At 69.0% G+C, this 11,185-nt stretch carries 11 protein-coding genes; 4 read left to right on the forward strand and 7 right to left on the reverse strand.

What is annotated here, in order from left to right; translation table 11 throughout:
• Positions 1-4 precede the first annotated feature (4 nt).
• From ACG0Z3_RS14455 to ACG0Z3_RS14465, 3 genes are all read right to left on the reverse strand, one after another.
• Entirely contained in the window at positions 5-2,080 is a 2,076-nt protein-coding gene (locus ACG0Z3_RS14455) for a primosomal protein N' (protein ID WP_394398575.1), read from the reverse strand.
• Between the two features lie 317 nt (positions 2,081-2,397).
• Positions 2,398-3,477 (reverse strand): uroporphyrinogen decarboxylase, encoded by a 1,080-nt coding sequence (gene hemE / locus ACG0Z3_RS14460; RefSeq protein WP_394398577.1) that lies wholly within the window; start codon positions 3,475-3,477, stop codon positions 2,398-2,400.
• A 39-nt stretch (positions 3,478-3,516) separates the two neighbouring features.
• A complete protein-coding gene (locus ACG0Z3_RS14465; protein WP_394398579.1) occupies positions 3,517-4,365 on the reverse strand; it encodes a D-hexose-6-phosphate mutarotase in 849 nt (282 codons plus the stop codon).
• Positions 4,366-4,425: 60 nt separating this feature from the next.
• On the opposite strand from ACG0Z3_RS14465, the gene ACG0Z3_RS14470 reads away from it, so the two are divergent.
• From ACG0Z3_RS14470 to ACG0Z3_RS14485, 4 genes are all read left to right on the forward strand, one after another.
• On the forward strand, positions 4,426-5,238 hold the full coding sequence (locus tag ACG0Z3_RS14470) for a hypothetical protein (RefSeq protein ID WP_394398581.1): 813 nt from the start codon (positions 4,426-4,428) through the stop codon (positions 5,236-5,238).
• A 187-nt stretch (positions 5,239-5,425) separates the two neighbouring features.
• Positions 5,426-6,256, forward strand: a complete 831-nt coding sequence (locus ACG0Z3_RS14475) for a polysaccharide deacetylase family protein (RefSeq protein WP_394398583.1) — start codon at positions 5,426-5,428, stop codon at positions 6,254-6,256.
• Positions 6,253-7,434 (forward strand): serine hydrolase domain-containing protein, encoded by a 1,182-nt coding sequence (locus ACG0Z3_RS14480; protein ID WP_394398585.1) that lies wholly within the window; start codon positions 6,253-6,255, stop codon positions 7,432-7,434. Before ACG0Z3_RS14475 ends, ACG0Z3_RS14480 begins: the two co-directional genes overlap by 4 nt.
• A 41-nt stretch (positions 7,435-7,475) precedes the next feature.
• Positions 7,476-8,198, forward strand: coding sequence for a class I SAM-dependent methyltransferase (locus tag ACG0Z3_RS14485; RefSeq protein WP_394398587.1), 723 nt, complete (start codon positions 7,476-7,478; stop codon positions 8,196-8,198).
• Here the strand turns inward: ACG0Z3_RS14485 and ACG0Z3_RS14490 are convergent.
• The 4 genes from ACG0Z3_RS14490 to ACG0Z3_RS14505 all read right to left on the reverse strand — a co-directional run bounded on the left by ACG0Z3_RS14490 (position 8,195) and on the right by ACG0Z3_RS14505 (position 11,108).
• On the reverse strand, positions 8,195-8,797 hold the full coding sequence (locus tag ACG0Z3_RS14490; protein WP_394398589.1) for a 4'-phosphopantetheinyl transferase family protein: 603 nt from the start codon (positions 8,795-8,797) through the stop codon (positions 8,195-8,197). The two genes, ACG0Z3_RS14485 and ACG0Z3_RS14490, sit on opposite strands and share 4 nt — an antisense overlap.
• Positions 8,798-8,837: 40 nt before the next feature.
• The gene (locus ACG0Z3_RS14495; RefSeq protein ID WP_394398591.1) at positions 8,838-9,248 is read right to left on the reverse strand and encodes a hypothetical protein; all 411 of its coding nucleotides are present in this window, start codon (positions 9,246-9,248) and stop codon (positions 8,838-8,840) included.
• Between the two features lie 52 nt (positions 9,249-9,300).
• Positions 9,301-9,741 (reverse strand): excinuclease ATPase subunit, encoded by a 441-nt coding sequence (locus ACG0Z3_RS14500; RefSeq protein WP_394398593.1) that lies wholly within the window; start codon positions 9,739-9,741, stop codon positions 9,301-9,303.
• A 128-nt stretch (positions 9,742-9,869) separates the two neighbouring features.
• The gene (locus ACG0Z3_RS14505; RefSeq protein ID WP_394398595.1) at positions 9,870-11,108 is read right to left on the reverse strand and encodes a beta-ketoacyl-ACP synthase; all 1,239 of its coding nucleotides are present in this window, start codon (positions 11,106-11,108) and stop codon (positions 9,870-9,872) included.
• Positions 11,109-11,185 lie beyond the last annotated feature (77 nt).

Here is an 11,185-nt window from a genome sequence, read left to right on the forward strand (position 1 = left end):
GACCTCAGATCGCCAGCGGATCCACGTCGACCGCCCACCTCAGCACGGCCCGGAATTCGGGCCGTTCGCGTTTCAGCGCGATCAACGCCGGCACCCAGGCACGCAGGAAGGCCTGCAGCCGCCCACGCTGGCCGGCCTCCACCAGCATCTGCATGCGCTCCACGTCCGCCACGCGCGCCACGGCGTGCGGCACGGGCGGGTAGATCAGCACGCCCTCGTCCTGCAGCAGCCCTGCGGCCGCATCCAGGAAGGTCTTGGCGGCCTCGGCGGTGCGCGCCTCGGCGCGCAGCAGCGCCAGGTGCGAGAACGGCGGCAGGCTGGCCGAGCGGCGCTCGTCGAGCTGGGTCCTGGCGAAGCGCACGTAGTCGTGCCGCGCCAGCGCCTGGTACAGCGCGTGGTCGCGATGCCAGGTCTGGACCCACATCTCGCTGGGCGATTCCCCTGCGGCATCGCGCCCGGCGCGGCCGCCGGCCTGCATCAGCAGCGCGAACAGCCGCTCGGGCGCGCGGAAGTCACTGCTGAACAGCGCGCCGTCCGGGTTGACGGCCGCAACGAAGCGGATGCGCCGGAAATCGTGGCCCTTGGTGATCATCTGCGTGCCGACGAGGATGTCGACCTCGCCGTCGTGCACTGCCTGCAGCTGCGCCTCCAGCTCCCCCTTGCGGCGCGTGGAGTCGGCGTCGATGCGCAGCACCCGGGCGCCGGGCAGCGCCTCGGCAAGCTGCTCTTCCAGCCGCTCGGTGCCCCGGCCGATCGGCGCGATGTCGTGGTTGCCACAGTTGGGGCAGGCGCTAGGCACGCGCTCGGTAAAGCCGCAGTGGTGGCAGCGCAGCGTGCGGTCGCGCTTGTGGAACACGCGCCAGGCGCTGCAGTGCGGGCAGTCGCTCTTCCACTGGCATTCGCCGCAGTGCAGCACAGGCGCATAGCCACGCCGGTTCAGGAACACCAAGCTCTGCTCGCCGCGCTCCAGCCGCGCCTTCAGCTCAGCCAACAGCGGTGCGGTCAGCGCGGTGGTCACGCCGGCCGTGGCGGGCAGCGCCTTCATGTCGAACAGCTTCACGCGCGGCAACGCGCCGCCGCCGATGCGGGCGGCCAGCGTCAGGCGTTCGTAACGCCCACTCTCGGCGTGCTGCCAGCTTTCCAGCGACGGCGTGGCCGAGCCCAGCACGACCGGCACCTTCAGGTCATGCGCACGCCACACGGCCAGATCGCGCGCGGAGTAGCGGGCACCGTCTTGCTGCTTGTAGGACGGGTCGTGCTCCTCGTCGACGACGATGAGCCCGAGGTCCGGCAGCGACGCAAACACCGCCAGCCGCGTGCCCAGCACGAGACGCGCCTGGCCCAGGTGGGCCGCCAGCCAGTTCTGCAGCCGCTGGGCGGGCGTCAACGCGCTGTGCAGCGACACGATGGCCAGCGGCTGCGGCAACAGGGCCGCGAAGCGCTCCGTGAAGCGCGCCTCGAGCTGCGGCGTCAGGTTGATCTCGGGGACCAGCACCAGCACCTGGCGGCCGGCCGCGAGTGCGGCCTCGGCAGCGCGCAGGTAGACCTCGGTCTTGCCGCTGCCGGTCACGCCGAACAGCAACTGCGGCTTGGGCGCAACAGCAGTCAGCTGCGCCTGGATGCGCACGACCGCTTCGGCCTGCTCGGGCGCCAGCTCGGGCTTGTGCGGCGCCGCTGCGGCCACCGTGCCGGCCTGCTTCTTTTCCAACTTGCGCAGCCGCGCCGCCAGTTGATCAGGTGACAGCTCGCGCAGTTGCGGGGGCAGCACGGCACTGGCCAGCTCGCCCACGCTGCGCTGGTAGTAGCCGGCCGCAAAGTCCAGCAGCCGACACCAGTCGCCCCCCAGCGGCTGCAGCCCGGCAAACACCGCCGCCACCGGTCGCAGCGCCACCGCCGGCTCGCCCAGCGCCTGGCCCGGCCAGACGATTCCCAGCAGCTCGCGCTTGCCCAGCGGCACGCGAACCAGCGTGCCTGAGGCGAGCGCCTGCTCACTCGCATAGTCAAGCGGGGCGTTCAGTCCGCTGTGCTGCGGCGCATCCACCGCCACCCGCACCACCGCCGACGCGCCCGGCTCAGTCATGGCCAGCTCCGCGCGCTTGGTGAAGCGATGGCTCAGAAACCACCGCCAAGTTCATGATTTGCAAGGCTTCTTGGGTTGCCCACAATTTCTGTGGATAACTTTGTGGGCAATTGGCGCCGGGTCGCGCTGCACACGCGGGACAGCGCCCGTCGAGCGCGACACCGCCTGCATGCATGGTTCTGGTGCCTTCCAACAAAATCAATCACTTAGCGCGGATTCGGGAAAACTCTGATGGGCCAACCCGAAATGGGTGACTGCACGGCCCGCCCCCTACTTTTTGGGGATAAGTCCGCGAGCAAGTCGGTGCAGTCGTGGGCTCAACGCGCCTGGCGCAGCCGCCGCGAGTGGCTGTGCACCTCGTCCACCAGCGCCGTGACGCTGTCCGGCGGCGTGAACTGGCTGATGCCATGGCCCAGGTTGAAGATGTGGCCTGCGCCGTCGGCCGGCGTGCCGAAACTGTCCAGCACGCGGCGGGCCTCGGCGCGGATGGCCTCGGGCGGCGCGAACAGCACGTTGGGGTCGAGGTTGCCCTGCAGCGCGACGCGGTCGCCCACCCGGGCGCGGGCCTGGCCGAGGTTCACGGTCCAGTCCAGGCCGACGGCGTCGGCACCGGCGCCGGCGATCTCGTCCAGCCACAGCCCGCCGCCCTTGGTGAACAGGATGCGCGGGATGCGCACGCCCTCGTGCTCCGTCTTCACGGCCGCCAGCACCTGGCGCGAGTAGGCCAGACTGAACTGCTGGAAGGCCCCGTCGGCCAGCACGCCGCCCCAGGAGTCGAAAAGCATGACTGCCTGGGCACCAGCCTCGATCTGCGCGTTCAGGTAGGCCGCCACCGCGCGCGCGTTGATGTCCAGGATGCGGTGCATCAGGTCCGGGCGCGCGTACATCAGGCTCTTGACCAGGCGGTAGTCGTCGGAGCCGCCGCCCTCCACCATGTAGCAGGCCAGCGTCCAGGGGCTGCCCGAGAAGCCGATCAGCGGCACGCGACCATTCAGCGCGCGGCGGATGGACGTGACCGCGTCGAACACGTAGCGCAGCTTGTCCATGTCGGGCACGGCCAGCGCCGCGACGGCTGCCTCGTCACGCACGACCTTCGCGAACTTCGGCCCCTCGCCCTGTTGGAACGACAGGCCCAGGCCCATCGCGTCCGGCACGGTCAGGATGTCGCTGAACAGGATGGCCGCGTCCAGCGGGAAGCGCTCCAGCGGCTGCAGCGTCACCTCGGTGGCGTAGTCCTTGTTGGTGGCCAGCCCCATGAAGCTGCCGGCCTGCTCGCGCGTGGCACGGTACTCGGGCAGATAGCGGCCGGCCTGGCGCATCAGCCAGACGGGCGTGTGCTCGGTGGGTTGGCGCAGGCAGGCGCGCAGGAAGCTGTCGTTTTGCAGGGGGGCGAACATCACCGGATTATCGGCGCCGCCCCCGCGCCGGCGCCTGATTCAAAGCAAGGTCAGGCTCTGCCGCCCCACCCAGCTCTCGCCCGGCTGCAGTTCGATCGGGCGGCCGATGCAGGCAGCCTCCACGCACAGCATCTGCGACCAGTCCTGCGGCGGCATGTCCGCCAGCTTGGCACAGCGATCGGGGCCCGGGTTCCAGACCACCGTGTCATCGAAGCCCTGCTGCTGCAGCGTCAGCTGGCGGCGCTCCTCGCTCACCAGCAGCGGCCGCTCCTTGACGCCGAAATAGATGCGGTCCAGGTCCAGCACGCCCTTCTCACCCGTCAGCAGCAGATCCATGCGCTGCAGCGCCTCGGCCTGCTTAACGGCGTCGAAGTAGCGCAGCCCCGCCAGGCCCTCGACGCTGACGGCGTCCAGGTCGCCCACGCGCAGATAGGTGTGCAGCGCGGCCGTGAACTGCAGCGGTGCGTCATCCGGCTGGCCCCGATGCTCACAGGCCAGCTCGATGTCGAGGCTGCGCCCGGACACCCGCACGCTGAGCTCCAGCTCGAAGGCATGCGGCCAGATCGCCCGCGTCGCGTCGCTGTCTCGCAGCCGCAGCACGGCCAGCGCGTCGTCCTGGCCCTGCTCCTGGCTCACCAGCTCCCACAACGCCGTGCGAGCAAAGCCATGCCTGGGCAGCGACCCACGCTCGGCGAACTGCGGGAAACACACCGGCACGCCGCCCCGGATGGCCTTGCCCGGCGCGAACTCGCTGCGCGGGGACAGATAAAGCTGCTCGACGCCGCCGACGGGCTGCCAGGACAGCAGGTGGCCGCCGTGCAGCGACAGGGTGGCTTGGGCGCCGTCGGGCGCGACGAGGGTGATGGACTCTGGGCTATCGGCAGACATGCCGCCAGTTTAGGTTCCTAGAATCGCCCCGCTTCAATCAATCAATCGGGAGGATCAAAGATGAAAACTTGGTTTGCCACGGGCCTGCTCGGCGTCAGCGCCATCGCGTCGGCCGCAACCATCACGAACGCCGACATCATCAAGCTGCTCGACGCACAGATGCCCGAGAGCGTCATCCTGAATTCCATCGCCACCAACACGCCCAGGTTCGACAGTTCGCCCGCAGCGCTGATCGCGCTGAAGAACAAGGGCGCCTCGCCTGCCGTACTAAACGCGGTCATCTCGCCGAAGTCCCTCACGGCAACACACGCCACCGTTGCGGCTGCGGCGCCCGCAGCCCGCGCCGTGCCGGTGGCAGCGACCAACGCCATCAACCCCGAAGAAGCCATCGTCGTGCAAAACGGCCAGGAGACGCCGATGCAGTACCTCATGGCGCAGATGCGCACGGCCGCCCGAGCACTGGGCTTCGGTGGCGTTGCGAGCTATGCGTCGCTGACCGGCACCAAGGCCGCACGCCGCCTGCCGGCCGAGGGATTCGAATTCATCGTCAGCGTGCCCAAGAACGCGCAGGTAACGGGTTACGTAACCATCGCCAGCTTCGCCGTGCGCAACAACGGAACGCGCGAAGTGTCCACCGGCGGCGGCTACATGAGCTACTCCACCGGCATCGCCAAGGACCGCGTCATCCCGATCACGTCAGAGCAGATGCCCGACCAGTCGCGCGCCAAGGAAGGCTTCGTGCTCTACAAGGTCAAGCCCGAGAAGGCCCTGGCCTCCGGCGAGTACGCGCTGGTGTTCTACACGGCCGAAGTGCGCGTGGCCGGCTTCTTCGCGCAGGCGGCGAACAGCTTCTACGACTTCGGCGTGGACTGAGCGCCCCCCCCGAGTCTGCAGGAGGGACACCGCAGCGCGCCTTCATAAAATCGCGGGTCATCTCAAGCACTGCTCCGCAGAGATCGCTGTCACGCCGCTGGCCGGCCCAGATCCGAGCCATCAGCATTTCGTGAACCGATCCCGGCCCTTCATCCTTCTCTGCCTCGCCCTGCTTGCCGCCCTCCTCATGGCCGGATGCCGGTCGGCGGTCAAACGGCCGGTGCCACCCGACACACCGCCGCTGCGCTTCCTGCTGACCTTTGACGACGGCCCCAGCATCCGCAGCGAGCCCAATCCGACAACGCAGGTGCTGCACACGCTGGCCAGCAACTCGCTCCAGCCGGGCATCAAGGCCATCTTCTTCGTGCAGACCCGCGCGGCCAACGGCGGCGGCACGCCTGAGGGCCGTGCGCTGATGCGGCGCGAGCTGGCGCTAGGCCATGTGCTGGGCTTTCACACGGCGACGCCCGGGCATTCCAACCACGTCGGCATGTCCAGCGAGCAGCTGCGCGACAGCCTGCAGCTGGGCCTCGCCGACCACGCCGAGATCAGCGGCCTCGCGCCACGCCTCGTGCGTCCGCCCATGTGGGCCTACGACGCGCGCACGCTGGACCTGTATGCAGAAGCCGGCATGCAGGCGCTGATGACCGACGTGACTGCCAACGACGGCAAGCTGATCTGGCCCTATGGCAGCCCGCGCCGCAAGCAGCACATGGGCTACCAGATGGCCCTGCTCAAGCCGCGCGTGCTGGCGGGCGAACTGCCGGTGGTGGGCGGCGTCATCCCGGTGGTGGTCACCTTCCACGACCCCAACCCCTTCACCGCCGAGCACATGGCCGAGTACCTGCGACTGCTGGTCAGCAGCGCCCGCGACCAGGGACTGCGCATCTCGGACCAACCCTTCTACGGCCGAGGCGACGACATCGAGGCCGTCGCGCTGACCCGCACGGTCAACGCCGACGCGCCCATCCAGCGCATCCCCGGCTTCTGGCATTCGCTGCTGAGGATGACGCCGTGAAACCGTGGGCCGCCCTCCTGCTGGCCACGCTGCTGGCCGGCTGCGGCCACATGACGCACCAGGAGCCCGAGCCGGCCGCGACGGCGCTGCCACGCGAACCTCTGCGGGCCGGCGTGGACCGCCTCGTGCTGCCGGTGCTGGCCGGCCACGAGACGCCCGGCCTCATCGTCGGCGTGGCCACGCCCGACGGGCAACGGCACTTCTTCGCCTATGGTCAGGGCGAGACCGACGGCAAGCCGCTGGGCCCCGACACCCGCTTCCCCATCGGCTCGCTGACCAAGGGCTACACCGCCGCGCTGCTCAGCCTGCTGGTGGACGAGGGCACGCTGCGCTGGGACGCGACGCTGGCCGAGTTGTTGCCGCAGCTGAAGCTGACGCCACCGGCAGCGCGCCTCACGCTGCTGCAGCTCGCCACACACAGCGCCGGCCTGCCGCGCCAACCCACCGACCTCGGCCTGCTGACCGGCCTGCTGCGCTTCACCTTCACCGGCAGCAATTTCTACGAGGTGCTGGACGCCGACGGCCTGGCGCGCTTCATGGCCGGCTTCACGCCGCCCGCCCGTCCCGAGCCGGCCTATTCCAACATCGGCTACGCGCTGATCGGCCTGGCCATCGAGACCCGCACCGGCCGGCCGCTGCCCGCACTGCTGGCCGAGAAGGTGCTGGCGCCGCTGCAACTCGCCCACACCGGCTTCGAGCCCGGTGATGCCCACCGCGCGCAGGGCCATGCCGGCGACCAGCCCTACTTCATGCCGCGCGGCAAAAAAGTTAGCGACTGGCGCTTCCCGCCGGCCATGCAGGGCTCGGCCGCGCTGTATTCCTCGGCCGCCGACCTGCTGGGCTTCGCCGTCGCCCACCTCGATTCGCATGCGGGCCATCTCCATGGCCTGCTGGCCGACAACCTGCGCGTGCGCATGCCGCAGCCGCAGGACGCACCCGGCATCGCCTGGGTCACCGACGACTTCGACGGCATCCCCATCACCAATCAGGTCGGCATGGCGGTGGGCCACACGTCCTATGTCGGCGTGCACCGCGACAGCCGCATGGCCGTCGTCGTGCTGCAGACCAGCTTCAACTGGAACTTCAAGATCGGCCACAAGCTGCTGCTGCGACTGGTGCGCGGTCGCCTCGATTGGGCTGCGCCTATCATCGCGGCCGGCCGCCCGGACAGGGAGTGACCGCGCCCGCGGCACACCAGGCGCCAATGCCAGAGCCATCCATGACCACCATCCAGCCCTCCCCGGCCGCCACGCGCAAGCTGGCATTCGTGCCCGAAACCCGCTTCGGCCTGTGGTTCCTGTCCACGGCGACGTGGCGCATCCACGTGCTGGGCCGCGCGCTGAGCGACCTGCAGCGCATGGCGCCCGACATTCCCGCCGGTGGCGTCATGCTGGACATCGGCACCGGCCAGGGCCATTCGCTACCCGAACTGGCCGAGCGCTTCAAGCCCTGCCACATCCACGCACTGGACCCCGAGCCCGATTTCGCGCAGCGCTGCGGCGCGATGCGCGACGCGGCCGGCGTGCCGGTGACGCTGCACCAGGCCCACGCCGAGCGCATCCCGCTGCCCGACGCGTCGGTGGACACGGTGCTGTGCCACCAGACGCTGCACCACATCGTCGACCAGACAAGCGCGCTGGCCGAGGTCTTCCGCGTGCTCAAGCCCGGCGGCCGCCTGCTGCTCGCGGAGAGCACGCGCGCCTACATCCACAGCTGGATCATCCGGCTGCTGTTCCGCCACCCAATGCACGTGCAGCGCAGCGCGCCGGAGTTCCTCGACATGCTGCGCGCCGCCGGCTTCGAGCTCAGTGACGAATGCATCAGCACGCCCTATCTGTGGTGGAGTCGCTCGGACCTCGGTGCGCTCGAATGGCTGGGCTTCGGCGTGCCCAAGGTGCGCGAAGAGACGCTGCTGAACGCGGCGGCGCTGAAGCCGCTCTAAGCCGGCCTGATCGGCGACCAGCCCTGGCCCGGAGCGGGTTGGAGGCTTTCCGGCAGCAGGTCGTTGACCCACTCGGGCGCCGCGTCGCCCACGAAAGCCCAGTGCAGTTCGCCCACCTGGCCCTGCCAGGCCGGCCCGGCGGCGTCGGGCTGCCAGCGCAGGCCGCGCAGCGTCGACAGGCTGGTGATGTCAGGGTGCGCCTTCAGCCAGGCCTCGGCCAGCGTCCAGTGGCGATAGAAGCAGGCGGCATCGGGACACGGCTCAAGGCCGGCGAAAACCGCCAACGGGCGCCAGTCACGGCGCACGGACTCGGTTTGAAGGTCCAGGCCCACGCGTGAGTCACGGGCAACCGCAACGCCTATCCAGCCAACACTATGGCTGATGGACGCTCGCCAGGGCGGCGGCGCAATGCACCGGCCCTCGGCATCCACTGCCAGCGAGAAGCTGGCCGGATTGGCGCCGCTGGTACGTGCAAGCAGCAGCCGCGCCAGCCACCGGCCGGCCACGAACTGCTGCCGCCGCGCCGCGCCGGCAAAGCCGGCCCAGCGTTCGCGCTCAGCCTGCGTCAGCCAGGCTGTGTCGTCTCCGACAGCCGCCAAGGCCTGCTGCAACGGCGCGATACAGGCCCAGCCCACCCTCTCAGTTCAACGTCGCGAGCGACACCTCGCTGGCCACGTCGTTGCTCAGGTTGCGGATCCACATGTTGTAGGTCGGGTGGATACGCTGCTTGTCGGCGTCGGCGTTCAGGTTGTAGCTGTTGGCGTAGATCAGCTGGTAGCCGGTGGCGTCGTAGGTCACCTTGACAGTCGCCTCGTGCTTTCCATTGCGGCTCTGCTTCAGCACCATCTCGCCGGGCGCATCACTCTGCACCACCCAGTTGCGGCGTGCGGCGGCGCGGACCAGCGAATCGTGCACTTTGCTCTGGGTGATGCCAGGCCGGCCAGCCAGGTTGACGCGCTCCGGCACGTACATCGGTTCGTCTCGTGCAACCGCCGTGCCCAGCGTCAGGCCCAGGCTCATGGCCACGAGGGCCGTCTTCAGTGCTTTCATGTGTATCCTTCCCTTGTGGAACTGAAAAGTCGCCGGATTATTGGCGCAAGCGTCACTCGACCTTGGCCGCGACGCCCTTGAGCGCCACGCCGATGACGAAAGCGCCGGCATGGCATTCGAAATCGGTCGAGCTCTTGTACTCGACGCGTTTGTAATAGCTGACGATGTCAACGACGGTATTGCCGCCCTGGCGTTTGGCACTGTCCTGCAAATTGATCAGCGCGCTGAGCGCTGCCCACTTACAACCGAAGCTGTCGTCCTTGCCGAAGCCATTGGTCTTGGGATTGCTGACGTCGCTGGAGTAGCGCTTGAGCACCTTGGGCGTGGCCTGACCGGCCAGGAAGAACTTGAAAGCCGGGTCCAGCTTGCCCTTGGCCTCGGGCATGTCCAGCACATCGGCCAGAGGAATGTGCAGCACGGTGTCGCGGGCGGCAGCGGGGCCGGCCAGCAACGCGGCGGTGAGCGCGGCAAGCGCGAGGGATGCGCGACGCATGGTCCGGGGCCTTTCGGTCGGTCGACGATGACAAGACAGTATCAGCGCCCCATGACGACCGCCTTCTCGCGGCGCGGTGCCAGCGTGTCAGCGAATGTCACGTGCCAGCCGATCGGGGTGCGGCCGCGTCAAGGGCGGCGCAGGATCAGCGACGTGTTGATGCCGCCAAAGGCGAAATTATTGGTCATCACGTACTCGGTCTCGATCTTGCGGCCGCCGCCAAGCACGTAGTCCAGTTCACCGCAGCGCGGGTCGACCTGGCGCAGGTTCAGCGTCGGCGCGAACCAGCCGGTCTTCATCATCTCCAGCGTCATCCAGGCCTCCAGCGCACCGCAGGCGCCCAGCGTGTGGCCCATGTAGCTCTTCAGCGACGAGATGGCCGTGCGGCTGCCGAGCACGGCCTGCGTGGCCTGGCTCTCGGCCACATCGCCCTGGTCCGTCGACGTACCGTGCGCGTTCACGTAGGGGATGGCCTCGGGCGGCAGTCCCGCGTCTTCCAGCGCCAGCCGCATCGCGCCGGCCATCGTGGCCGACTGCGGCTGCGTGACGTGGGTGCCGTCGCAGTTGGTGCCGTAGGCGACGATCTCGCCCAGGATGATCGCGCCGCGCGCCTTGGCGTGCTCGTACTCCTCCAGTACGAAGGTGCAGGCGCCCTCGCCCAGCACCAGGCCGTCGCGGTCCTTGTCGAAGGGGCGCGGCGTCAGGCGCGGCTGATCGTTGTACTGCGTGCTGGTGGCGAACAGCGTGTCGAACACGGCGGCCTGCGTCGGGTCCAGTTCCTCGGCGCCGCCGGCCAGCATCGCGATCTGCTTGCCGCTCTGCACGGCCTCGAAGCCATAGCCCAGGCCCTGGCTGCCCGACGTGCAGGCACTGCTCGTCGTGATGATGCGGCCCGTGATGCCGAAGAACACCGCGATGTTGACGGTCGCCGTGTGCGACATCATCTTCACGTAGGTGTTGGCGTTGATGCCCTCGATGCTCTTGGCGCTCATCATGCGGCCGAAGTCGCCGACGGCGCTGGGCGTGCCGCTGGAGCTGCCGAAGCTCACGCCCATCCGGCCGCTGGTGACGAGCGGGTCTCCCAGCAGGCCGGCCTGCTCCAACGCCAGTTCCGCCGAACGTGTCGCCATCTGCGCCACACGGCCCATGCTGCGCATGCTCTTGCGGTTGTAGCGGTCGGCCGGCAACTCAAAGTGCGCGCAGGGCACGCCGACCTGGGTGTTGAGCCCTTCGTAGTCGGCCCACTCGGCCATGCGCTGGACCTTGTTGGTCTCGGCGCGCAGGCTGTCCAGCACGGTCTCGACGTCATGGCCCAGCGGCGACAGCGCGCCGATGCCCGTGATGACGACTCTCTTTTTTCCGCTCATCCCACCATTCCCCCGCTAAATGTCTGCCCCTCGTCCGACGAGTACACCGGCCGATCCCCCGAGGGGATGCGGGCCGG

Source organism: Pelomonas margarita (assembly GCF_043555875.1).
Lineage (GTDB): Bacteria > Pseudomonadota > Gammaproteobacteria > Burkholderiales > Burkholderiaceae_C > Pelomonas > Pelomonas margarita.

Excerpts from the sequence above, each read along its gene's own strand:
- ACG0Z3_RS14455 (WP_394398575.1), bottom strand. The coding sequence starts at position 2,080 with ATGACTGAGCCGGGCGCGTCGGCGGTGGTGCGGGTGGCGGTGGATGCG.
- hemE (WP_394398577.1), bottom strand. The coding sequence starts at position 3,477 with ATGTTCGCCCCCCTGCAAAACGACAGCTTCCTGCGCGCCTGCCTGCGC.
- ACG0Z3_RS14465 (WP_394398579.1), bottom strand. The coding sequence starts at position 4,365 with ATGTCTGCCGATAGCCCAGAGTCCATCACCCTCGTCGCGCCCGACGGC.
- ACG0Z3_RS14470 (WP_394398581.1), top strand. The coding sequence starts at position 4,426 with ATGAAAACTTGGTTTGCCACGGGCCTGCTCGGCGTCAGCGCCATCGCG.
- ACG0Z3_RS14475 (WP_394398583.1), top strand. The coding sequence starts at position 5,426 with ATGGCCGGATGCCGGTCGGCGGTCAAACGGCCGGTGCCACCCGACACA.
- ACG0Z3_RS14485 (WP_394398587.1), top strand. The coding sequence starts at position 7,476 with ATGACCACCATCCAGCCCTCCCCGGCCGCCACGCGCAAGCTGGCATTC.
- ACG0Z3_RS14495 (WP_394398591.1), bottom strand. The coding sequence starts at position 9,248 with ATGAAAGCACTGAAGACGGCCCTCGTGGCCATGAGCCTGGGCCTGACG.
- ACG0Z3_RS14500 (WP_394398593.1), bottom strand. The coding sequence starts at position 9,741 with ATGCGTCGCGCATCCCTCGCGCTTGCCGCGCTCACCGCCGCGTTGCTG.
- ACG0Z3_RS14505 (WP_394398595.1), bottom strand. The coding sequence starts at position 11,108 with ATGAGCGGAAAAAAGAGAGTCGTCATCACGGGCATCGGCGCGCTGTCG.